General features: G+C 51.7%; 22 protein-coding genes and 1 other RNA gene. 8 read left to right on the forward strand and 15 right to left on the reverse strand.

What is annotated here, in order from left to right; genetic code table 11:
- Position 1 precedes the first annotated feature (1 nt).
- Positions 2-898 (reverse strand): tRNA (adenosine(37)-N6)-dimethylallyltransferase MiaA, encoded by an 897-nt coding sequence (gene miaA, locus ATL17_RS03770; protein ID WP_133571432.1) that lies wholly within the window; start codon positions 896-898, stop codon positions 2-4.
- A gap of 18 nt (positions 899-916) precedes the next feature.
- Here miaA and serB point away from each other — a divergent pair, with 18 nt between their 5' ends.
- The gene (gene serB, locus ATL17_RS03775) at positions 917-1,789 is read left to right on the forward strand and encodes a phosphoserine phosphatase SerB (RefSeq protein WP_133571433.1); all 873 of its coding nucleotides are present in this window, start codon (positions 917-919) and stop codon (positions 1,787-1,789) included.
- A gap of 2 nt (positions 1,790-1,791) precedes the next feature.
- Here the strand turns inward: serB and ATL17_RS03780 are convergent, their stop codons facing one another.
- The 8 genes from ATL17_RS03780 to ATL17_RS03815 all read right to left on the reverse strand — a co-directional run bounded on the left by ATL17_RS03780 (position 1,792) and on the right by ATL17_RS03815 (position 7,775).
- Positions 1,792-3,243 (reverse strand): Do family serine endopeptidase, encoded by a 1,452-nt coding sequence (locus ATL17_RS03780; protein WP_133571434.1) that lies wholly within the window; start codon positions 3,241-3,243, stop codon positions 1,792-1,794.
- A gap of 54 nt (positions 3,244-3,297) precedes the next feature.
- Complete coding sequence (locus tag ATL17_RS03785; protein ID WP_133571435.1) at positions 3,298-3,486, reverse strand: DUF2065 domain-containing protein; 189 nt, start codon at positions 3,484-3,486, stop codon at positions 3,298-3,300.
- Positions 3,486-4,454, reverse strand: a complete 969-nt coding sequence (gene hflC, locus ATL17_RS03790) for a protease modulator HflC (RefSeq protein ID WP_133571436.1) — start codon at positions 4,452-4,454, stop codon at positions 3,486-3,488. Before hflC ends, ATL17_RS03785 begins: the two co-directional genes overlap by 1 nt.
- A gap of 2 nt (positions 4,455-4,456) precedes the next feature.
- Entirely contained in the window at positions 4,457-5,530 is a 1,074-nt protein-coding gene (gene hflK, locus ATL17_RS03795) for an FtsH protease activity modulator HflK (protein ID WP_133571437.1), read from the reverse strand.
- 77 nt (positions 5,531-5,607) lie between these two features.
- Positions 5,608-6,129: a dihydrofolate reductase gene (locus ATL17_RS03800; protein ID WP_133571438.1), complete on the reverse strand. Its 522-nt coding sequence runs from the start codon at positions 6,127-6,129 to the stop codon at positions 5,608-5,610.
- An 89-nt stretch (positions 6,130-6,218) separates the two neighbouring features.
- Positions 6,219-6,458, reverse strand: a complete 240-nt coding sequence (locus ATL17_RS03805; protein WP_133571439.1) for a nucleoside triphosphate pyrophosphohydrolase family protein — start codon at positions 6,456-6,458, stop codon at positions 6,219-6,221.
- Entirely contained in the window at positions 6,455-7,249 is a 795-nt protein-coding gene (locus tag ATL17_RS03810; RefSeq protein WP_133571440.1) for a thymidylate synthase, read from the reverse strand. The genes ATL17_RS03805 and ATL17_RS03810 overlap by 4 nt, the downstream gene beginning before the upstream one ends.
- Before the next feature lie 64 nt (positions 7,250-7,313).
- On the reverse strand, positions 7,314-7,775 hold the full coding sequence (locus ATL17_RS03815; RefSeq protein ID WP_133571441.1) for a YHS domain-containing (seleno)protein: 462 nt from the start codon (positions 7,773-7,775) through the stop codon (positions 7,314-7,316).
- A 161-nt stretch (positions 7,776-7,936) separates the two neighbouring features.
- Here ATL17_RS03815 and ATL17_RS03820 point away from each other — a divergent pair, with 161 nt between their 5' ends.
- On the forward strand, positions 7,937-8,752 hold the full coding sequence (locus ATL17_RS03820; protein WP_133571442.1) for a hypothetical protein: 816 nt from the start codon (positions 7,937-7,939) through the stop codon (positions 8,750-8,752).
- Between the two features lie 313 nt (positions 8,753-9,065).
- On the opposite strand, the gene ATL17_RS03830 is transcribed toward ATL17_RS03820, so the two are convergent.
- Positions 9,066-9,383 (reverse strand): DUF2853 family protein, encoded by a 318-nt coding sequence (locus ATL17_RS03830; protein WP_133571444.1) that lies wholly within the window; start codon positions 9,381-9,383, stop codon positions 9,066-9,068.
- A gap of 121 nt (positions 9,384-9,504) precedes the next feature.
- On the opposite strand from ATL17_RS03830, the gene ssrA reads away from it, so the two are divergent.
- The 3 genes from ssrA to ATL17_RS03845 all read left to right on the forward strand — a co-directional run bounded on the left by ssrA (position 9,505) and on the right by ATL17_RS03845 (position 10,757).
- Positions 9,505-9,874, forward strand: a transfer-messenger RNA (tmRNA) gene (gene ssrA, locus ATL17_RS03835).
- Positions 9,875-9,983: 109 nt separating this feature from the next.
- Entirely contained in the window at positions 9,984-10,517 is a 534-nt protein-coding gene (locus ATL17_RS03840) for an SspB family protein (protein ID WP_133571445.1), read from the forward strand.
- 12 nt (positions 10,518-10,529) lie between these two features.
- Positions 10,530-10,757 carry a ribbon-helix-helix domain-containing protein gene (locus ATL17_RS03845; RefSeq protein WP_133571446.1) on the forward strand — a complete coding sequence of 76 codons (228 nt, stop codon included), beginning with the start codon at positions 10,530-10,532 and terminating at the stop codon, positions 10,755-10,757.
- On the opposite strand, the gene ATL17_RS03850 is transcribed toward ATL17_RS03845, so the two are convergent.
- A complete protein-coding gene (locus ATL17_RS03850; RefSeq protein WP_133571447.1) occupies positions 10,754-14,431 on the reverse strand; it encodes an AsmA family protein in 3,678 nt (1,225 codons plus the stop codon). The two genes, ATL17_RS03845 and ATL17_RS03850, sit on opposite strands and share 4 nt — an antisense overlap.
- Positions 14,432-14,631: 200 nt before the next feature.
- Between ATL17_RS03850 and ATL17_RS03855 the strand changes: the two genes are divergently transcribed.
- The gene (locus tag ATL17_RS03855; RefSeq protein ID WP_133571448.1) at positions 14,632-16,269 is read left to right on the forward strand and encodes a chloride channel protein; all 1,638 of its coding nucleotides are present in this window, start codon (positions 14,632-14,634) and stop codon (positions 16,267-16,269) included.
- Here ATL17_RS03855 and ATL17_RS03860 read toward each other — a convergent pair.
- Positions 16,266-16,709 (reverse strand): VOC family protein, encoded by a 444-nt coding sequence (locus tag ATL17_RS03860; protein WP_133571449.1) that lies wholly within the window; start codon positions 16,707-16,709, stop codon positions 16,266-16,268. The two genes, ATL17_RS03855 and ATL17_RS03860, sit on opposite strands and share 4 nt — an antisense overlap.
- Positions 16,710-16,778: 69 nt before the next feature.
- On the opposite strand from ATL17_RS03860, the gene ATL17_RS03865 reads away from it, so the two are divergent.
- Complete coding sequence (locus ATL17_RS03865; protein ID WP_208111108.1) at positions 16,779-17,381, forward strand: TetR/AcrR family transcriptional regulator; 603 nt, start codon at positions 16,779-16,781, stop codon at positions 17,379-17,381.
- Here ATL17_RS03865 and ATL17_RS03870 read toward each other — a convergent pair.
- From ATL17_RS03870 to ATL17_RS03880, 3 genes are all read right to left on the reverse strand, one after another.
- Positions 17,378-18,358 (reverse strand): NAD(P)-dependent alcohol dehydrogenase, encoded by a 981-nt coding sequence (locus ATL17_RS03870; RefSeq protein ID WP_133571451.1) that lies wholly within the window; start codon positions 18,356-18,358, stop codon positions 17,378-17,380. The genes ATL17_RS03865 and ATL17_RS03870 overlap by 4 nt on opposite strands.
- Before the next feature lie 62 nt (positions 18,359-18,420).
- Positions 18,421-18,936, reverse strand: a complete 516-nt coding sequence (locus ATL17_RS03875; RefSeq protein ID WP_133571452.1) for a hypothetical protein — start codon at positions 18,934-18,936, stop codon at positions 18,421-18,423.
- Between the two features lie 94 nt (positions 18,937-19,030).
- On the reverse strand, positions 19,031-21,205 hold the full coding sequence (locus tag ATL17_RS03880; protein WP_133571453.1) for an esterase-like activity of phytase family protein: 2,175 nt from the start codon (positions 21,203-21,205) through the stop codon (positions 19,031-19,033).
- 186 nt (positions 21,206-21,391) lie between these two features.
- On the opposite strand from ATL17_RS03880, the gene ATL17_RS03885 reads away from it, so the two are divergent.
- The gene (locus tag ATL17_RS03885) at positions 21,392-23,734 is read left to right on the forward strand and encodes an ATP-dependent helicase (RefSeq protein ID WP_133571454.1); all 2,343 of its coding nucleotides are present in this window, start codon (positions 21,392-21,394) and stop codon (positions 23,732-23,734) included.
- Positions 23,735-23,740: the final 6 nt, after the last annotated feature.

Genomic DNA, 23,740 nt, shown 5'->3' on the forward strand with positions numbered 1-23,740 from the left:
CTCAAGCAAATGGATCAACCCAACGCCAATCTGCCATGCGATTGCGGAACCAGGTCCGCTGACGCTTGGCATATTGCCGGGTCGCAGTGATGGCCTTTTCGGTCGCCTCCTCAAGGCTCATTTCCCCCACCATAACAGCCATCAATTCAGGCACGCCAATGGCGCGCATTGCGGGCAAGCTTGGGTCGAGATCAAGCGCTTTAATCGCTCTCACTTCATCCATGGCCGCGCCCTCCATCATCAGTTCAAACCGCTTGGCAATGCGGCCGCGCAACAATTCGCGTTCTGGATTGAGCACGATTTTTTCCACGTCCCAACCTTCAATCAAGCTAGGGGCATTGTCATCATCTTGCCAATCAGCTAAAGAGCGATTTGTGGCCTCCATCACAGAAATGGCACGGGCCACACGCTGCGGATCCGGCGCTTGCAATCGCGCCGCCATTTTCGGGTCTTTGTCCGCAATATAAGCAGCCCGCTCACCCTCATCCATGGGTTGAATCACTGCTTCAACTTCTTGAATCACTTCTTGAGGAATTTCAGGTATCTGGGCGAATCCATTTATCAAGGCATCAAAATAAAGCCCTGTGCCGCCAACAAAAATCAGGTTCTGGCCAGATTGTGCTGCATCGACCACAAGGGGCGCCACATCATCAAGCCACGCGCCCGTTGAATAGCGAACCGCCGGGGGCACGTGTCCGAACAATTTATGCTCAGCTTGGGCCAATTCCTCAGCAGACGGCCTTGCGGTAAGCACATTTAAAACATCATATACCTGCATTGAATCTGTGTTCACGATCAACGCGTCATCAGCCTGTGCACGCTGGATGGCATATGCCGTCTTGCCGCTGGCCGTTGGACCCGCTATCAACAATGCACGTTGCATATTCACCCTCGTCAACCAAATGCAGGAACGTAAATGTCCGTTTTAGTGCTTTCCACCAATCCCGCCAACCCCGAACTCGATGGCAATCTGATCGAGCAGGTAAAAAACGACATTGGCGGCCAAATGAATTGGCTGCAAAAAGACGTGGGGTGCGAACTGATCGGCTTCAAAGCGAAGGACGGTTTTGAAACTGCCCAAGCCGCATTTGCTGATGCCGCAGTGGACGTGAATGTGGTGAGCGATGAAAAGCGCCGCAAACAGCTTTTGATCGCCGATATGGACAGCACCATGATCAATGAGGAATGCATTGACGAATTGGGCGACGCGCTGGGCATTAAAGCCGAAATCGCGGAAATCACCGCCCGCGCCATGCGCGGCGAGCTGGATTTCGAAGCCGCACTGGATGAGCGGGTTAAACTGCTGAAAGGCTTGCCTCTAGATCGGATTAAAGAAGTGCGGCGCGAACAAATCAGCTATGCCCCTGGCGGTCGCGCACTGGTGCAAACCATGCGCGCTTACGGCGCCTATACGGCATTGGTCTCCGGCGGCTTCACTTTGTTCGCCGACTATTTCGCGAAACGCATCGGCTTTGATGAAGCCACAGCCAATGTGCTTGAGTTTGAAAATGACACGCTGACCGGCACCGTGGCTCGCCCTATTGTGGGGCAAGACACCAAATTGGAAAAATTGCAAAGCCTCGCCAAAACCCATGAGTTGGAATTGAGCCAAACCATGGCCGTCGGCGATGGGGCGAATGACCTTAAAATGATCAAAGCGGCAGGCATGGGCGTGGCTATCCACGCCAAGCCTGTGGTGGCGGCTGAAGCACAATATCGCTTCAACCATTCCGACCTTACGGGCCTATTGTTCTTGCAGGGTTTCGCCGAAGAAGATTTCGTCCGCTAAGCCTATTTATTCAAACGAATAGCCACAAAACGGCGATTGCCAATCGGGTCTGCGATTTTAAAGAGCACCACTTCGCGCCCGGTTTCGATTGCCGTGCCCAACAAGCCACGCAATTCTGCCGCGGTGAAGATGGGTTGCTGATTTACCTCAACAATGCGATGGCCCGCGCGAATACCCTTTTCCTCGGCATCGCTTTGCGGTAGGGCTTTGACAATCAGCACCCCATCCGCATCATCGGGCAAACCGAACGTTTCGCGATTGTCTGGGCTTAAATCTTCAAACTCAAAGCCAAGCATGTCGCTCAACCCTTCCGGGCGAGGATCAAGCGGAATATCTTCTAAACCAGAAAGTGGATTTTCCTGTTCCAGCAAACCAAGCTCAATCTCAAATGTTTGCACTTTTCCGCGCCGTTCAACTTCAACTTTAACACGTTTGCCAACATCCGTTTCGGCCACAAAACGGGGTAAATCGCGCATACGTTCAATCATGCGCCCGTCAAATTTCAGGATCAAATCGCCTTCTTTCAACACGTCGATGGAAGGGCCAGCGGGATCAACTGAAAGCACCAAAGCGCCAAACGTGTTGGGGCGACCAAGGCTCAAAGCAATATCTTCTGACACATCTTGAATGCCGATCCCGAGCCAGCCGCGGCGGGTTTCACCAAATTCAATCAATTGACGGATAACGGGTTTTGCCAAATTGATCGGAATTGAAAAGCCAATGCCCAAAGACCCACCCGTGCGGGAAATAATGGCGGTGTTGATGCCAATCACCTCGCCATCCACATTGAACAGTGGACCACCAGAATTACCTTGATTGATCGCCGCATCGGTTTGAATGAAATTGTCATAAGGGCCAGAATTAATGTCACGGTTGCGTGCGGAAACAATGCCCGCGCTGATCGAGCCACCAAGGCCAAACGGGTTGCCAATAGCCATCACCCAATCGCCAATCTCAGCTCGCTCAGAATCCCCAAACCGCACATAAGGCAGCTGGCGGTTTGTCTCAACTTTGAGCACAGCAATATCCGTTTTCTGGTCCACCCCAAGTATGCGAGCCCGCAAGCGCGACCCGTCAACAAAAGAGGCCCAAATCTCGGTTGCGCCTTCAATCACGTGATAGTTGGTGACAATGGTGCCTGCGGCATCGATCACAAAGCCGGAGCCAAGTGATCGGCTCTCTTGCTGCTCATCATGCTCAAAATCAGGCTCTTGAAAGCGATCGAACAAATCTTGCAAAGGCGAGTTGTCCGGCAGTTCCGGAAATTCAAAGCCCAAATCGCGCCGCGCCATGCGCGTGGTTGAAATATTCACCACAGCGGGCTGCAACTCTTTCACCAGTGGTGCGAAAGAAACGGGGCCTTTGGCAGAAGCAAATAGCGTGGACACAGCCATAAAAAAAACAGCAAACGCGAACAGCGTTGCCGTTTTCAATGTGAGATTTGATTCACGCATATGGCCCTCCCTGCCAATCATTTGGCGCTTGCGGAAGCCAATGGGGCCAATCCCCTATCCCGCTCGCAACCAGAACACCACAATAAAGCCTATGATCGCGGTTGTAAGCCCAATCACGCGAATTTGTGCTTCAGGAGTGGCTAACATCAGCGCGATTGCGCGCTTCATTTGCTGTGGAAAGGCTGCATAAAGCAGCCCTTCCAAGCACACGGCCAAAGCCAGAGCAATGAAAAGATCTTTCATTATTGCCCCGTTGGCGCACTTTCAGTTGGTGCATCTGCGGCAGTTTCCGCAGGTGCAGTTTGTTGCGGTGCAGCAGCTGGCGCATTGCCAGAAGGCGCAATGCTGTCAGAGCTGAAATAGCGGAAGAATTCTGAATCCGGGCTCAACACCATTGTTGTGCCTTCAGATTGCAGCGCATTCCGATAAGACTGCATAGAACGATAGAATTCAAAGAATTCAGGATCGCGGCTAAATGCCTCCGCAAAAATATTGTTCCGCTGCGCATCACCTTCACCGCGAAGAATGTCAGCATCCCGCTGGGCGGTCGCCACAATCTCAACAGCTTGACGGTCAGCTTGCGCCCGTAAGGTTTGCGCCAACTCTTGACCACGTGCACGCAAGCGCGCCGCTTCAGCCAAACGTTCGGCCTTCATCCGGTCAAAGGTTTGTTGCGAAACTTCTGCGGTCAAGTCAGTCCGGATAATCCGCACGTCAACAACATCAAGGCCAATGGCTTCAAGGTCAGTTGACACTTGAGACTGCACTTCACGCATCATAGACGCACGTTCTTCAGACAGCGCATCTTCAAACTGGCGCAAACCATAAACGTCACGCAATGCGTTTTCCAAACGTGTGTCGATCCGCTGTTCAGCAGTTGAGATCGAACCAAACACAGTTTCACGAAAACGGCGAGGATCAACAATGCGGTAAGTGATGAAAGCATCAACCACATAGAATTTACCGCCCGAAACCTGAACCCGCAGATCTTCCTTCTCATACCGCAAAATACGATCATCAATGATCTGCACTGTTTCGATGAAATCTGTTGGCAGTTTGAAGTTCAAACCTGGATCAGTTTCCACCCGCACAATCTCACCAAAGCGCAGAACGATGGCCTGTTGACGCTCGTTCAACACAAAGATTGAGGAGAAAAACAAATAGATCGCCACGATCGCGACGACGATCGAAATAATTGCACGATTACCCATGATTATCTCCCCGCGTTCGCGTTGTTACGGCTTTGCACTTCAGGCAATGGCAGGTAAGGCACAACGCCAGAGCCACCTTCAAGGATGACTTTTTCTGAACGGCCCAACACATTTTCCATTGTCTCAAGGAACAAGCGTTTACGTGTTACTTCTGGTGCTTTGGCATATTCGTCATAAACAGAGATAAAGCGTGCTGCCTCACCCTCTGCCTGCTTGACGACGCGGTCTTTATAAGCCGCGGCTTCTTCGCGCAACTGCGCAGCTTCACCACGGGCTTGGCCCAAGCGTGTGTTGGCATATTGACGCGCTTCTTCTTGGAAACGGTCTTCATCCTGCTCGGCCCGCTGCACTTCATCAAAAGCATCAGACACTTCATTAGGTGGCGCCGCATCCTCGATGGAAATACCGGCAATATTGATGCCCGCACCATACTCATCCAAAATGCTTTGCGTGATCTGCTCAACTTCAACAGCAATTTCTGTACGTCTGTCGCGGAACACGTCTTGCGCAGGACGACGGCCCACAACTTCACGCATCGCGCTTTCAGCCACACGACGGATCACGCCATCTGGGTCACGCACATTAAACAAATAGGCTGAAGGATCAGAAATCCGCCACAAAACAGAAAAGCCAACATCAACAATGTTCTGGTCGCCTGTTAGCATCAAACCTTCACTGAACTGGCCAGAGCGCGCAGAGCGAATGGAGCCAATCCGAGTTTGGTTTTGCGTGGTGGTGACTTTTTCAACTGTTTCAATTGGCCAGAAGTGGAAGTGCAAACCAGGCTGCGAAAACTCTTGCTTGGGTTGACCAAACAAAAGCTCAACGCCCACTTCCTGCGCTTGGATGGTATAAATGCTTTGGTAAAGCCAGAAGGCCAACAAAAGCGCAATAACACCCAAAATGCCCCAACGACCACCAGGCATACCGCCTTTAAATTGGTCACGGCTTTGCTTAAATAGATCTTCAATGTTCGGACCGCTTGGTCGACGTGGCCCACCGCCACCGCCGGAACCGCCGCCACCGCTAGGGCCCTGCCCCCACGGTCCGCCACTATTGTTTTCATTCCAAGGCATCTCTTACCCTTCAGTTTGCATAGATATGTTTCAACTATATAGGAAACCTATAGCTTTCAATCAATCGCCGCCCAAAATTAGTTTTGGCGCTCATATGTCGCGATATAGTAGCTTTCGGTATCTCGTTCATGTGGTTCAAAGGCCGGACGGTCTACTTCAACCCAGCTTTGGTCGATCTTTGGGAAAACTGTATCCCCTTCCGGCGCTGCGTCAATGTGGGTGATGTAAAGCCGATCCGCTTTATCAATGGTGGCCGCATAAATTTCGCCGCCGCCAATAATCATCACTTCATCCACCTTATCAGCCACCGCAATCTGCTTGGCGTGATCTATTGCCGCATCAAGATCATTGATCACCAAAACGCCATCTGGCTGATACCCCTCGCGCCGTGTCACCAAAATATTGGTGCGCCCGGGCAAAGGTCGCCCCACTGTTTCAAATTGCTTGCGCCCCATCACCATCGGCTTGCCCATGGTCGTGGCTTTGAAAAATTTGAAATCAGACGGCAAATACCAAGGCATGTCCCCATCTGCGCCAATAATGTGATTGCGCGGCACAGCGGCAATCAAGGCAACTTTTACATCGTCAATCTGGGTCATGCTTGCTCATCCTGGGGTAAATATTTGAACCATTTGCGCGCCAACGCATCCTCAATTTGAATATCATGATGCCGGGCAAACAATAAAAGTTAAGCAAACACATCTGCCAGCTCATCCTCCATTGCCTCACGCACATTTTCCATGCTGCGCGACGCATCCAACCGACCACGTTGAGTTATACGCAAATATTCTGCATTTAGCTCACCTAGTTCCTCACCAATTTTAATCAAATACCAATCATCATCCCGCTTGATGTTACATCTTTGCGCGTAAGTATCTGAAACTTTAGCAATCTTGCGGGTTAATTCGGCGAGACCAATCTCACTCATACGGCGATGGGTGCTTTAATGCTGGGGTGTGGGTCATATCCCTCGAACGCAAAATCCTCATAGGCAAAATCAAAGATAGAGGTGCGTTCTTCATTCATGACCAGCTTGGGCAATGGCCGCGGCGCACGAGTCAATTGCAACCGCACCTGATCAAAATGGTTGTGATAGATATGCGCATCGCCAAAGGAATGAACAAATTCACCCACCTTCAGCCCGGTCACCTGCGCCACCATGTGGGTCAGCAAGGAATAGGACGCGATGTTAAACGGCACGCCCAAAAATATATCCGCAGACCGCTGATAAAGCTGGCAAGACAATTTGCCATCCGCCACGAAAAACTGGAACAGGCAGTGACAAGGCGGCAAAGCCATATTGTCCACTTCCGCTGGGTTCCACGCGGTCACAATATGTCGCCGAGAATTGGGATTGTTTTTAATGCCTTCAATCAGATTGCTGATCTGATCAATGCTTTCGCCATTTGGCGCCGGCCAAGATCGCCATTGCGACCCATAAACCGGACCAAGATCACCATTTTCGTCAGCCCATTCATCCCAGATGCGGACTTTATTGTCCTGTAAATATTTGATGTTGGTCTCGCCCATCAAAAACCACAAAAGCTCATGAATGATTGAGCGCAAATGAAGTTTCTTCGTGGTGATCAGCGGAAAGCCTTTTTCAAGGTCAAACCGCATTTGATAACCAAACACACCGCGTGTACCGGTCCCCGTACGGTCGCCCCGGTCCACGCCATTTTCCATCACATGGGACAATAGGTCTAAATAAGCTTGCATAGCGCCGATAATAAGCGATTCTCTTTGCCCTGTATGGCAAAATCGGCGCTTTTGCCCACCTTCGCTATTGGCTCAATTTCGGCCAGTTTGCATCCGCCTGCTTAATATAGCCGGGAATATCCTCAAACCACATTTTTTGCACTTGCTTATTGAAGTTCAAATAGAGCTTGCCGTTCTCAATGTGCCATGCCTCCGGGTCACCCTTAGCCAAATAGCCTTTGGCCGCTGCAAACGCGCAATGGCCGCCATATTGCGGTGCATATTTTTCAGGGTTGGCAGCAAAGGCTGCGCGATTATCTTCGCTGGCAAAGCGCCAAACCGCACCGGCATGTTCCAACGTGATGTCCGCACTGCCGGGCACAGCCTGCCCTTCGGTGAAATAGGCAACACAGTCATACCCACCCACAGCCGTGCCGGGCACAAGTCCGGTAAAGATTTTTGCTGTAGATGACTGGGCCATTGCCGGACAAATCGCGAAAAAACTCGCCCCAGCCAATGCCAAACCTAAAACTTGCCGACGATCCATCTGTCCTATTCCCTTCACCGAATAAAAATCTGATGACCCGACATTAGAAGCAGTCCATTTCACGTACCAATCACAAAAAGGCGAGAGAGAGTGATCACATGCACTCAATTGTGTGTGCAATCTGGCTTTGCTATGCTTGATGTTTGAAAATGGAGTGTCTCATGCCGCGTTTGCCGACAATCGTCGCACTTTTTGCTGTGGTTACCATTTCTGAGGTTACCGCAAATGAGCGGCCGAGCGTCGTTTCCATGCTCGACACCGAAAACGTGCTGGGGCTTGTTGCCGAAAAAGCACCCTCACCGCCGACACTCATTCTTGCACAAAATAATACTGAGGCTGAACCGAACAAAGCCACGCCCAAAAAATCGGACAACAGAAACCTCCCCCCGCCTGTCCTCAAAAAAAGCGATGAAGACTTAGGCGAGCCGGTTCATGATGTCCGAAAAGATGTTTCCTACCTTCCAATTGAACAATTGGAAGCCCTGCACAAAAGGCGGAAAAACCCCGACATGCAGTCCATGGACCCAGCGGCAGTGGAAAAAGAATATGACAAGCTTTACCGAAAACTTCAGTCCGAACGAAAAGCACTCACCAAAACGGCATTAGAATTAAAACCAGGTCGAGCAAGAACCGAAACGTTGGAGCAAGCTTACAGATTGTCGGATCGCTTGAACAAGCTCAATCGGCCAACCTCAGCAAAACCCGGCGAATTCCCGGGCTGGCGGCCAGTCTCTGACCCGTTAGATAATTTGTACGACTATTCAGGTTCCGTTGATTTTGAAATTCGAAGGGCGGGAAAGACCATCAATTCTGCGGATAAGCATGCCGCCATTCGTGAACTCAAAAAGCTTCATGATCACGTCAAATACGCAAAAGAAAAACTATTAGATGTTGATCAAATGACTCGTGACTTCATTGACACCGGTATATTTGAACGTGTCTACGGCCAGCAAAATGCCAAAGCATTCTTGACATGATCGAAAGGCAAAAGGCCCAGGAGCGCAAACTCGAAAGCTACATTCGCGACTATGAAAAAGCCTTAGAAAGAAAATGGCCAACACCGCAAGAACCAGTCGAAAAACCACAATCTCTCGTCCCAGAGATTGAAGCGCTGCCAAACGTAATTGATATGACGCCAGAAATCTTGGTGGTACCCTGCAACGACGCAAATAGTTGTTAAGCAAAGTCGTTAGCCCGCAGATCGTATCGCCAAAACGGATTAAACTCCCATAATCAAAAACGGCGCCCTTATGAGGCGCCGTCTTAAAAATAAATGCTGTGTCGAATAGCTTATGAGAAGACGGAAAGCTTGCCCGCTTTTTTCGCGCACAAATAATAGAATGTCAGGCGTTCTTTCATCCGGTCTGCCTTCATTTCTGTCGCAACTTCGGCGATGATCGCATCAAGCTTGTCGTCGCTGTCTGAAAGGCCAAGCTTCTTTTTCAAGAAGTTTTCACGCACTGTTTTCAACTCTTCTGGATCAGAGGTCGACACATAAGCGCTGTCCCGCTTAGACAAAACCAAACGATAGGTTTTTGCCATATTCTCAACGATGGCAGCATCTGCGCCCGCGTCATATTTTTGGATTTCTTCTAAATGTTTGCTCATTGGTCGTTCCTCTCTTGAACCAGTTGCCGCAAATCCAAGCCCCCCGCCTGAATAATCGGAATCTGCATGCAAAACATTTCCACAGCTTAACAGAAGTGTAAAGTCTGTTTACCGCTTTGCACCCCTTTGCAATCACAAAAAAAGCACCTATATAGAGGGTGCTGGCAACAGCTATGGCGATAAATGGAAATCGTAATAAACCATTCGGACCCGGGGGCGGTACCCGGCGCCTCCACCAAATATTTCAGCAAGGCTTATGTGGCCGTTAGAACGCTGAAACATGGGGGCGAAATAGGATCGACGAGGGTGTAAAGGGTTGTCTTTCGCTCGGCATGGTACCACCGTATCGGACCATTATGATAGTTGCAAATGACAACTTCGCTGAGGCACGTCTAGCTGCGTAATGCGGTTCGACACCTCGAATTAAAGCCCTTTTCCTCTAGCAAGGACTAGGCGGGGTCCGCAGGCACCTGGCAACAGAAGCCTGCATTTATTCCCTCAAATATTTATATCATCAAGGTTCCATCCCCTTGCATTTCATGGCAAATTAAGTCTGTTATGCAGCACTAGAGATTCTAGACAACAAAAAGGTGCGCCCAAATGGCAGAAGACCTCATTCGGTACGATATTTTGGCACAAGAAGCATTGCGCGGCGTTGTGCGCAAAGTGCTCAGCGAAGTGGCCAAAACGGGGTTGCCAGGTGAACATCACTTCTTCATTTCATTTGTGACAACTGCACCGGGCGTGCGCATTTCGCAGCGTTTGCTGGACCAGTATAAAAATGAAATGACCATTGTGCTGCAAAACCAATATTGGGATTTAAAAACCACTGATACGGGTTTTGAAGTTGGCCTTTCCTTTGATGGTCAGCCCGAAATTCTTGTGGTGCCTTATTCAGCCATTAAAGGCTTTTTCGACCCATCTGTGCAGTTTGGCCTGCAATTTGATGTGGTTGACGAAAATGGCGAAAGCCAAGAAGACCTTGAAGATTTGCCAACAACCGAGTTGGCCGCAGACAATGGCGCCCCAGCTGAAGCAGACGCCAAAGCGGAAGATGAAGCGCCCCTTGAAGATAAGGGCGATGAGGAAGGCGAAAATGTCGTCAGCCTCGATTCATTCCGCAAGAAAACCTAACTTTATCCACCCATGAAAAAACGCTCCATCACCATTGCAGGGCACCGCACCAGCGTTGCCCTTGAGCCGGAGTTTTGGACGTTTATTGAAAAAATGGCCGCTGAGCAGCAATTGTCGCTGGCCGATTTTATTGCACAAATTGATGAAACCCGCGCGCAAACCAACTTGGCTTCCGCACTGCGCCTTGCTGTGCTGAACTGGCTGGAACAGCAAGTGCCCCAACTTTCAGATCAAAGCTAGTTCAAGCCCTCAGTAAGATCCAGCGGCGCTTGCTGCTGCAAATCCTGCAAATAAAGCGCATTCGGGTCGAAATAAATCGGCTCACCCGTGTCCGGATCATAGGCGATTGGCTCATCAGCATTTAAATCAAGCGGCGGTGTTTCCGTGCTGTTTTGTGGCTGCTGTTGCTGACGCGCAGCTTCTTCCGCAGCGCGACGTTCAGCCTCTGCTTGTGCTTTGGCAGCCTCTTCGCGCGCCAACCGCGCAGCTTGTTCAGCCATACGACGCTGCTGTTCCTCCGCTTGCGCCCTTGCGCGTGCTTCCTGCTCAGCTCTTAGCCGTTCTAACTCTTCCACTTCCAACTCAAAAGCGCGCATTTGAATGGCGTCAGCCATGGGGCCAACATCAACGCTCACTTCAGGTTCGAACAATTTGCCTTCAATACGATAGGCAATTTGCGCCGCGTTTTCACTCAACACATTGCCATCACCAAAGGCTTGCGTGGGGGTCAACACCCAGTCTCCATCCAAGCCGAACTGCGCCAAATCTAAGGTCATGTCCCCAAACAGACGGGCCTGCGCATCCTCCACCGAGAAATTGCGCAACAACATCTTGCCGCCCGCAATGGAAAAGACACCTTCCGCCTCTGGCGCTCGCATTTGCCCTTCATCCAGCAAATCATCAATTTGCGCCTTAAAGGCTGCAGGCTCCAATTCGGTCAAATTGTCCATGGCACCAATCTGTGTAAACGCATCGCTGTTCACACCATTGATGGACAAATCTGACACGGAGAAGCTGCCCTCGCCGCCCAATGACGCAGCCATCTCAGCGAAATCGGCACCACGTGTGGAATAACGACCAGCCCCATCAACAAAGCCAGAGATTGTGGTGGCCGCAGGGCCGACCAAAAGTTCGCTCAACGCAACACCATCCAACCGGAAACGCCCATTAAGCTGCTTTTGACTCTCGCTTCCATAGCAACAAAGGGTCGCATCAAGGCCAATTTCACCTTCGCCTCGCGCACCCAACAGATTACGGATACGATTTTCATTGGCCGTCCAGCTCAAATCAAAACTCACTCCAGTGAGGAATGGACGCTCATTTGCCATGATCATCGGCGTTTCAATGCCAATACGCCCCCGATGCTTGCGCGCACGGTCAGCAATATTGAATGGACCATCCGGCCACACCTGCGCATCACTATTGAGCAGTGAGGTTGGCCCGCCAAGATATTGCGCCAAACCATCAATGCTCAAACGCGATACCCGAAGATCACCGCTAAACACAGCGTTCTCGCTCAAGCGGCTCATGGCAATTTGCCCGGTGACATCCTCATCTTCAGCGCGGACTTTGATTTCAGACAGCTCAAACTTTTCTGTGCCGGTAAACTTAAGCGCAGCATTGCCTGTAAGCGCGGGCAAAAATAGGCCGTTGAGCCCGACTAGGCTCGACACGCCCTCAATGTCCGTCACATCCCCCTCCAGCGTGCCACGGCCGCGCAAATTGGATAGGTCAGAGACAATCAAAGAGCCTTTATAGCTCAAATCCGTTGCCCCAGCTTCATAGCCAATTTCCGCTTCAATTGAATTGGACAATGTGCCCTGATATTCAAAGGATAATTGCGCGGGTGTGTTCTCAGAGAACCCATCGCCATCAAGCAATAGGCTGTTAAATAGCGCTGGGCCATGCCGAGCTGAAATAAACACGGCACCCACCGATGGCGCGGTTGTGGCGTTGAAAATGCCTTCGCCCAGATCAAACGCCGCTTCTAGTTTCAGATCAGCATTCACCGCTTCCATGGAGATTTTTTGTGTGCCGCTCTCGGGCGCCATCAACTCCACATCATATCGCGCAGGTCGGTTCGCCCGCAAAATATCGGTCAGTTTGGGGTGCATGCCCCCCGGCCAAACCGCTGCCCAGCGGTCAATATTCGCGCGCGGCAGCACATCAAATCGTGCCGTGCCCCAAAGCTGTGGCGCAGCCAAGGTGCCGGCTAGTGTGCCGGAGGATTGCACTGAAATGCCCGCCATATCATTGGCGGTGAAATCATCAACTTCGATACCAGAATTCGACCATTTGCCACTTAGCGTTGCGTCGCGCACAGGCATATCAGACACAACAAGCTGATCAGCTTTGAACTTAAACCGCCCCAGCGGAAAGGTTTGGCTGAACTTCTGATCGCGCCCAAATTCTGGCAAAAAGGCCAAAAGACGCTCGGTGCTTTGCGCACCAAATTGTCCCAACTCGGCATTGACCACCAAGCGGCGCGCTTTTTCTTCGCGCCAATCAATCACAAAATCGAGCGTGTCATCGTCTAAACGGAAATCTTCTGCGGCAATGTTCACCCCACTCGAGGACAACCGCAAACGCCCCTCACCTTGCGCTGTGGCGCCAAACAGCGGGTTGTCATCCGTAAAGCTGCGCCATCCACGCGCCAACGCGTCCAACCGATCAGAGGCGAATTTGTAGGTGCCTTCAAATGAGGCATTGCCCTGGGCCTCAATCAACTCACCAGTCAATGTCAGCGAGCTATCGCCTGCCAAACGGGTGGAGAAAGTTTCCACATACCATTTATCATTGGAGACGCTGAGATCAGCAGACACATTGCGCAGAGCGAAATCACCTAGCCCTAACTCGCCAATATCTACCTGCACTTCGCCCGTTGCCACATCCAGATTTGGCGGCGGCGGCAAATCAATCAGCAAATCAACCAATGCATAAGGATCAGCAGTGCGATCCCGCAACGCATCTTGCGGCACCAATGGCACCACACCGCCGGAGATTAACGCCTTCAAATGGCGCTCTGTCCCCAATTGCAAGCTCGCATTGCCCACAAGTCGCGTGCCCGCTCGGTTCTCGTCTGGCACCAAGTTGAATTCTTCAACACTCAACTCGTCGGCGGTCAGACTAAGCTTTGCTTTTAAGGTCAAATCACCGCGCACATCATTTTCATCACGACGCTGCGGCACCACACGCAAATTGGCGTCACCCGCAAATTGCGCCTGCCCATCACCAGTAGAGAGCAAACCTTCACTTGTTAGGGAAAACCGACGGTCCGCTGGCGCAACATAACTGTTCAAGCGCATCTGCCCGCCAGCATTCAGTTCAGAACTGGTCATGCGCAGCGTATAATTTTGCCCATCAAAATTGCCGCTCGCATCCAGCGCAAATGGCCCGCGCAGCCCCGCAGCGCTTAAATTGCCATTGATCTGCTGCATGCGCCAAGTTTCGCCAGAGCGTTGATCCGCCAAAACAACTTCAGCATTGCTTAACACCGCATCCTCAATAGACACATTGCCCTGAGGCACATCTTGCGGCAGCTGGATGGGCATGCGCCACTGCCCCTGCTCATCAATGGTGAGGTGCAGTTTTAAGCCATCAAGATTGAGCTGTTGCACCGCATAGATGTCGCGCAAAAACTCCATAAGGTTGAGATGCGCATCGGCCCGATCCACCTCGAGCAATGGGGTCTCAGCATCGCCAACAACAATGTCAGAGATTACCATCTGCGGCTGCGGCAAAAGCGTGAACGACAAGTCACCACGAATCGCCACATCGGTGCCCAATGCTTCAGCAGCAATGGCCTCAACCCGATCTCGATACACATTCCAATCATAAAAGCGCGGCACAACAAATGCCGCTGCCATCACCAGAATGAGCAATATGCCAATAGCAATGTAAACGCGATTTAACACGAGAAATTCAAACCCATCTCAATAGTTGTCAAAAGGTTAAATCTTTCGGCGCGCCACGTCACGCCCTCAATTAAAGATTTCCGCGCAAAAATTTGGTCTCATTCAGTTATTTCATGTCTCAAGCCTTGCCCTTACCCAGAGTTAAGGCTTATCAACTAAAATCATATTCGAATTGCGTTGGGAGAGAGTACACCACAAAAATGGCCAAAAATGCCCGCCTGATTTATCGTGTCGTTCAAAAATGGGTGCAGCCGCACCTGGCAGCATTTCAGGCCGCGCAACAGCCAAAATTGTGGTTGCTGGCATTGGCCGCAGGCGTCGCCGGCGGTGCTGTCGCCATTCTCTTCCGTTCCGCCATCGGCTTTTTCCAATATTTGTGGATTCAAAACGCGTCCGAACTCTATATGGAGCGGCTGGCGGCACTGCCTTGGTATTATGTGATCCTCGGCCCCGTCACCGGGGGCGTGATTGTTGGCATCATCATGTTTTTCTGGCGGCGGGAAGCGCGACCCGGCGGCGTTGCTGACGTGATCGAAGCTCGCGCCCATGATGGCAAAAAGCTTTCCTTCCGCAACTCACTTGTGGCGAGCACCATTTCCGCCATTTCACTAGGCTTCGGCGCCAGCGCTGGCCGTGAAGGTCCGGTGGTTTATTTCGCCGCGTCTGCGTCTAAATCCCTATTCCGCTTCTTTGAACTGCCGCCCTCATCCCGTCGCATTATGCTGGGCTGTGGCGTGGCAGCGGCGATCTCAGCGTCCTTTAACGCCCCAATCGCTGGCGTGCTGTTCGCCCATGAAGTGATTTTGGGCCATTTTGCTATGTCCGCCTTTGTGCCCATCGTGATTGCCGCAGTGATCGCCTCTGTCATGTCCCGCGCATGGTTTGGCGACAACCCAGCATTTCTGGTGCCAGACTTTCAAATCACCTCTTATTGGGAAATTCCCGCTTTTGCCCTACTCGGCCTTACTTGCGCGGCAGTGGCCATTGCGTTTCAAACCTCACTGATCGGCACAGACTGGGTGGCCCGCCATTTCCGCATTCGCGATTATTTCCGCCCGGCCATTGGCGGATTTCTGATCGGGATTATCGCTCTAGCCTTCCCGCAAGTGCTTGGCGTTGGCTATGAAGCAACAAACGCGGCGCTGACCAATCAGATGGGCCTTTGGACCATGCTGTCACTGATCATCGCCAAAACGGCGGCAACGGCCATCACCTTGGCATCGCGCTTCGGCGGCGGTATCTTCTCGCCCGCGCTCTATCTTGGCGCGATGACAGGCGGTGCATTCGGCCTAATAGCGGCGAATGTATTCCCGGAACTCGCCTCATCCGAAGCGCTTTATTCGATTATCGGCATGGGCGCCGTAGCCGCTGCGGTGTTGGGCGCGCCAATTTCCACCACCGTGATGATTTTTGAACTAACCGGCGGCTTCGCCTTCTCCATTGCGCTTTTGTTTGCTGTGTCGATTGCTACCGGCCTTACTCAAGCGGTGATGGGGCGTTCGTTCTTCTATTGGCAACTCTATACGCGCGGCATCATGTTAGAAGAAGGGCCGCACGCCCACCTCGTCAAATATTATCGCGTGCGCGATTTCATGTCCGCCTATGTCAAAACGGATGACGAACCACCATTTGATATTCTTTCTGGCAAGCCATGGTTGAAAACGGGCGACACGCTGGAAACCGCACTCCGCGCATTTGATGCAACGGATGAGTCACGCCTGCCCGTCATGGATGGATCGGGCAAGCGCATGAAGCAAGTGGGTTGGGTAACCCATGTGAAAGCTCTGTCGAGCTTCAACAAAGCATTGGTGGAACAAAGCCGCGAAGAACACCTTTAAAGGGCGGATTGCTCACCTTGTGGCAAAGCAGCTTCATCATATTGCGCCGCAAATTCCGCACTCGGAGGAATGGGCTGGATCACATCAATCATAATCCCATTTGGGGTTGCGGTGATAAAGTGGCGTTGGCCAAAATCTTCGCTTTTAATGTCCAACAACAATGGCAGCTTCGCTTCCTTCAGTCGCTCATATTGCGCATCCACATCTTCCACCTCAAAATTGAGGATAAGACCACGGGTTTTCGCCTGTGCAGGCCGTGGCACGGTGGGGTGATTATATTGTAGCACAGCCAAATTGGTGCTCGGCACCAGCTCTGATTGCAAATGCACATACCAATCGCTTTCAAAGCGCGGCACAAAACCAAAATGCTGCGTGAAAAACGCCACTGTTTGCGCCACATCTTCTACCATGATCACCGGATAATATGAAGTTGTTTTCATCTCTTTTCTCCCAATCAAAAATAACATACACTGTGTATGTATATTTCAATTAACATACAGGCTGTATGCATGCAAACAAATAATCGCAGATCGAATAAAGAACGGTCCGAGACCACCCGTGCGCAATTGATTGCAGCGGCTCGAAAACTATTTATTTCAGAGGGTTACGCAGAAACAGGCACCCCAGCTATTGTGAAAAAAGCTGAGGTGACGCGGGGCGCGCTTTACCACCATTTCAAGGATAAAGCCGACCTATTGCGCGCCATATTGGTGATGGAATCAGAAGAAATTGCCAAAGAGATCGCCAAGGCAGACCTCGACATCAATGATCCTCTTGCCTCACTGATCAATGGCACCGAAGCCTATTTCCGCGCCATGAAGGTGCCGGGCCGCACCAAACTATTGCTCGACATTGGCCCGGCCTTTTTGGGCACAGAGGAAATGGCACAAATTGATGGGGAGAATGCGCAGCAAGAACTGATTGCTGGCCTTAAAGCAGCCTTTGATCAAAAAGGCACGCCAACAACGCACTTAAATGCAACGGCGGATTTGTTGTCGGCTGCATTTGATCAGGCTGCCCGCGCCATTGCCGATGGCGCGGATGAACAGCACTATAATGCCGCCATGCGGCAATTGGTGATCGGGGTGGTGAATGGGGCTGGCGCCGTTTAGGACGCCACCCGCACCACCACGGCACCAACTTTATGGCCACCATCAACAAGACGGTGCGCATCGGCAATTTTTTCAAAGGGGAAGCTGGTATCGATTACCGGTTTCAACACGCCCTGCTCTGCCAAGCTCATCAGATGGGCATACATTTCGTCGCCCATCACTTCTTTCTCAGAATCCGAGGTGAGCATAACCGCGCGTTTATTGGTCATCACTTTGATCATTTCAATCGCGCTCGAAAAGATCACCACCAAAGTTTTGCCGCCAGCCTTGAGCAAATGCGAAACTTTGGCAAATGGGGCGTTGCCCACATTGTCCATCACAAAATCAAACTTTTGGGCGGTGGCTTTGAAATCTTCTTTGGTGTAATCAATCACATGATCCGCACCTAGAGATTTGACCAGCTCAACATTTTTGCCGGAACAGACACCCGTCACCGTTGCGCCCATATGTTTGGCAATTTGCACCGCCGCCACACCAACAGCGCCAGACGCACCATTGACCAGCACATTATCACCGGCCTTCAAGCCACCTTCTTTGAAATAGCCCATCGCTGTGCTGCCACCAAAGAGCACGGAAACAGCTTCTTCATGGCTAAGGCTTGATGGCTTGGCAACCAACGCGCCCTCCTTGCCCGCCAGAATATATTCCGCGTGGGCACCAAGGCGAAAACCGTTGGAACCAACAACTTCCTGCCCGACTTCAAAGCCAGAAACATTGGCGCCAACTTCTTCAACGATGCCGGAAAATTGTAATCCGAAAATCGGGTATTTCGGCTTAAACAGCCCCATCGCCATCCGCGTCATCAGACCCAGCCCTTTTGGTACCCGCAGCGCACGGATGCGCACATCAGCAATGTCCACCGTGCTTGCCATCACCTTGACCAACACTTCGTCAACGCCTGGCGTCGGTTTGTCCACTTCTTCGATTTTCAAATTCTCGGCTGGCCCATAGGCATGGCAAACTGCGGCTTTCATCATTTCCCCCAATGGCAATAATATAACTTACAAATTCAAGTGGGCACGCGATTCAAATATTCAAGTCAATCCAAAGCTTTAAATTCATCTTTTAACTGCCGCACCCTCGCTTTGAGCGACGCTGGCCCTGCCTCAAGCGCCATATTGAGCTTTTGCCTTAAGCGATTCAATTGACTCTCATTTTCGATATGAAGCCGCACATCAGCATCCAGCGCCCAAACCTGCACCAATGTCTTCTTATCGTCCGAAAGCACAGGCAATGCAGCCGCAACTTTTTTGCGATTGATTTGCTCAACATCCAAATATTGAACGGACTGAAGCGCGTGTAACTTCGGTTCCCAATGAGCATAGTGATCCGCAGCATCAAACATGGCTTCAACCACATTAGCCGGAATCTCTTTGCTACATTCCAGCGCGCCCTTCACCAGCCACGTCGCTCCGGTTTGAAACATTACATTGTCATGGGCAAAATAATCAGTAAGCGACAAAAAGTCACCCGCCTCAGCCGCGGCCAATCCCTGTTTCAATGGCGCAATTTGCTTGCCATCAAACGCCAACAAAGCTTGAATCAATGGATTCATCACACTCTCCAACCGATTCAAACTTAACCGCTTTTCCCACAAAGAAAAGCCCGAGCGTTTCCGCCCGGGCCCACTGTGCAAATTTTGGTAAAATTTACATCTTGCCGATGGAGAAGAACAAGGTTTCACCTGAGTGATCGTCAACACCATCATTGTCTGTCATCGCGAACCCTTCGCCTGACGCGTCGATGGCAAAGCTTTCGATCTTGTCGAGCACAAAGCCGTTCAACGCTTTCATCTCAGGCAAGAAATCGTGCACTTCTGTTTTCTCAACCAAGGGCAGTTCACCACCCAAAGGCGCGGCCTGCATTTGGTCCATTGAAATGGCATAAAGCTTCTTGATCTTCGCATTGTCAGCCAACTGATTGTCACGCTCTACAACATAAATCATGTCGCCATGTGCCGTGATTTCAGAAAGGCCAACCCAGCCTTTTTCACCCTGATCCAACGGGTAACGCACGGCACCCCATTCGCCAGTGGCAGGCGTGTAAGAAACGAGCTTCACTTCGCCTTTGGCATCGTCAGCCCATTCCCGCTGAATGGCGATCCAAAGCACCATTTCATCGCCTTCGCCAACCGCAGTTATGCCTTCGGCGCCAAAGCGTTTTTCAACGGCCAACAATTCAGCTGGGAATGCGATCTCTTCCTTGATCTCACCTTCGCTGTTCACGTGGTAAAGCGCATGTGGTGTCAACCGATCCGTACGGCCTTCAGAGGCAAGCCAGAAACCACCATCACCATCAAGGGTGATCCCTTCAAGGTCCAGCTTTTGGGCAGGTGCGCCATCACGCGTCACGCCGATACGACGCACAATTTTGGCAGGCGATTGGGTTGCATCAATCTCATAGATTGAAGGCTGCGACCGCAAGAAGCTGTCATTCACGGCATAAAGCTTGCCGGCAACCTCTGCATCGGCCACAAGGCCAGAAAGCGCTGTCCAACCTATTGGGCGGTCGCCATCCATTTCTGAGATGATTTGTGGGTAAGCTGGTGTTTCAGCATTGCGCGCATAAATCATGACGTGCGAACCTGCGCCACCATCTTCGCGCAGATCAACTTCGTTGGCCGTTGCCAACAAGTTTTTAGATGGAATGGCTACTGCACCTTCAGGGCCAATGCCGGAGGGCAAGGCTTGGATAAACTCAGGCTCAGCGCCAGTGTCTTTATAAACCAACACCAAAGAAGCACGTTCCAACAACACGAAGATCAATGTGTCATCGCCAAACTTAGCCACTTCCAAACCTTCCGGTTCAGAACCTTTGTTGCCTGAGCGTTTTTCTGGGTAGTGGCCCAAACGTGCCACCAGATGGTCCACGCTCATGCCTGAATCCCAAACGATTGAGCCGTCTTTATTCCAAATGGTGAAGCCGCGTGAGCCACCTTCATAATCGCCTTCATTGGCGGTGACAAAGCGGTCATTATCCAACCATTTCACAGTGTCAGGCTCGCGCACAACAGCGTCCAAGCTGCCGTCAAACGTAAAGGCACGTTCTTCTTCCGTGTCCACATTGGCCAAATCAACGGCACCTGCGGAGAAGTGGTTTTTCACCTCGCCAGTCGCGCCATCAAGAACAACAAGATGGTTATTTTCCTGCATGGTCACAACCAGTTCGCCTGCCATGTTGAAATCAACAAATTCAGGCTCAGGGTCAGAACCGCCAACTTCAGCCAAACCTGTCAAATCCACTTTGATCTGGCTGTCGCAATCCAGTACACCGTCTGCCACTTTAAACAAGGACACAAAGCCTGCAGGCTCTTGCGGGAGCACGCCATCATTCAAATCTTCATCACGCTCATTCTCAATGGCCACCGCAAGCATCGACCCGTCTTTTGACGCCGCGATTGAATCTGGCTGGCCGCCAAGATCACAAGTGGCCACAATTTCCTGGCTCATAGCATTGATCACAGCCACATGGCCTGAAGGCGCGGTGTAGCTCTCAGATGTATTCACACCAGCAAAAACATGCTCACCAATTACAGTGACGGAGGTTGGTTCGCCATCCAGCGCCAAAAAGCCTTTGGCTTCGGTGCTGCCATCTTCAGCAAGGCCAATAAAGCCAATGCCGCCGGCTGGGCTGTCAGAATAGACAAGCCATGAACCATCTTCGCTGGCGGCGATGATTTCTGATGATGTTTCTTCAGCTTCAGGTGCATTTTGCGCCACTGGAAAGCTGTTTACCCGATCGAAATATGGGCTGGCCATTGCAGCCATGGGCCCGAAGCTCACACTTGAAAGCGCAGCTAGGCTGATTGTTTTGAAAAGCGACATAAGTCTCCCCTTGCGTTTAAGTCGTCCGCTTTTCGCTTAGGGAGTTGCCACGACAGTCGCGTGACAAATTTGTTGCACAAATTTGACATTGCACAGCTCAAGCGTCACAAGGCTTTTTGGTTCTCGACATATACAAGAAAGTATGTCTCCCCTATAAAGAACAAAAAGAGATTCGAAACGGACCGAATGACCGATAGACCAGCAAAACCTCAAGGTTTAGGCGCTGGCCCGATCACTTCTCAATTGGGCGCGCGAACACCGCAATATTTAGATGGCTTAAACCCCGAGCAGCACGATGCCATTGTGTCTGTGGATGGGCCATTGCTGGTGTTGGCTGGCGCGGGCACAGGCAAAACGCGGGTGTTGACCACACGCATTGCCCACATCTTGCACACGCGCCGTGCCCGGGCGCATGAAATTTTGGCCGTAACTTTCACCAACAAAGCCGCCCGCGAGATGAAAGAGCGGATTGGCAAATTTGTGGGGGGCGCCATTGAAGGCATGCCCTGGCTCGGCACGTTCCACTCCATCGGCGCCCGTATCTTGCGCCGCCATGCCGAGCTGGTGGGCCTCAAGTCCGATTTCACTATTCTCGACACAGACGATCAGATCCGCCTGCTCAAGCAATTGCTGCAAGCCGAAAATGTGGATGAGAAACGCTGGCCAGCCCGGCAGCTGGCACACGTGATCGACGGGTGGAAAAACAAAGGTCTCCAACCCAGCCAACTTTCCGAAGCCGATGCGGGTGTTTTTGCCGATGGCAAAGCGGTGAAAATCTATCAGCAATATCAAGCGCGCCTTAAGGTGCTGAACGCAGCAGACTTTGGCGATTTGCTGCTGGAAGGCATTCGCCTGTTTAAAGAGAACCCCACCGTTCTGGCCGAATATCATCAGCGCTTCAAATATATGCTGGTGGACGAATATCAGGATACCAACGTAGCGCAATATTTGTGGTTGCGCCTGTTGGCCCAAACCAATGAACACCGCGACACCGCCAATGTGTGCGTGGTGGGCGACGACGACCAATCTATTTATGGCTGGCGTGGCGCCGAAGTAGACAATATTTTGCGCTTCGAAAAAGACTTTCCCGGCGCAAAAGTGATCCGGCTGGAGCGCAATTATCGCTCCACCTCAAAAATCCTGAAAGCCGCCTCGCACTTGATTGCCCACAATGAAGATCGCTTGGGCAAAACATTGCAAACCGATGTCGGCGAAGAAGGCGAACCAATCGCAGTCACGTCCGTATGGGATTCGGAAGAAGAAGCGCGCAATATCGGCGAAGATATTGAACAGTTGCAGCGCCAAGGCCACAAGCTCAATTCAATGGCAATCTTGGTGCGCGCCTCGTTCCAAATGCGCGAATTTGAAGATCGCTTCATCACACTGGGCTTGAACTATCGCGTCATCGGTGGCCCACGCTTCTACGAGCGCAAGGAAATCCGCGATGCCCTCGCTTATTTGCGCATTGTGACTCAGCCCGCAGATGATTTAGCGTTTGAACGGATCGTCAATGTGCCCAAGCGCGGTTTGGGCGATGCCACCATCCGCTTGCTGCATGATGCCGCCCGCGCAGCCAATGTGCCGCTGGTGCAGGCCACCCGCGAGCTGATCGAAACCGACGAGCTGAAGCCAAAACAGCGCTCCACCCTGCGCGGGCTATTGAGCCAATTTGATGAATGGGCCATGCGGTTGCAAACCCTGCCCCATTCTGAAGTGGCGGAAGCGATTTTGGATGAAAGCGGCTACACCCAGATGTGGCAGAACGACAAATCTGCCGATGCGCCGGGGCGGCTGGAAAACCTCAAAGAACTCATCCGCTCTATGGAAGAGTTCGAAACGCTGGGCGGCTTTTTGGAACATATCGCCTTGGTGATGGATCGAGACAGCGCCGATGCGGACGATGCCGTTTCCATCATGACCCTGCACGCTGCCAAAGGCTTGGAGTTCGACACCGTGTTCCTGCCCGGTTGGGAAGAAGGCTTGTTCCCGCACCAGCGGGCATTGGATGAAGCCGGAAAATCTGGCCTTGAGGAAGAACGTCGCCTCGCCTATGTGGGCATCACCCGCGCACGCAAACGCGCCAAACTGAGCCTAGCGCAAAACAGACGTATTCACGGCCTGTGGCAATCGGCTATTCCGTCACGGTTCCTCGATGAATTGCCTGCCGACGTGGTGGAGGTGAAAGACACCGGCTCCTCTTATGGCGGCATCAATTATGGTGGCCGCGACCAAGCCACTAAATTTGATCGGCGCGATCCGTTTGAAAGCGTTTATGAAACACCGGGTTGGCAACGCGCCCAGCGGCAACATAAATCGCGCAGCTTTGACCGCGGCCCAACCATTGAGGGCGAATTGGTGGCCCGTTCAACCAACACCGCCTCTTCATCTCGCTATAAGGTGGGCGACAAGGTGCTGCACCTTAAATTCGGCGAAGGCACCGTGGCCGCCGTCGATGGCAACAAACTCAGCATTGACTTTGCTTCCGTTGGCCGCAAGAAAGTGCTGGAAAGCTTTATTCAAAAACCGTGAGACCTT

It is taken from the genome of Maritalea mobilis (assembly GCF_004363175.1).
GTDB classification, from domain to species: domain Bacteria; phylum Pseudomonadota; class Alphaproteobacteria; order Rhizobiales; family Devosiaceae; genus Maritalea; species Maritalea mobilis.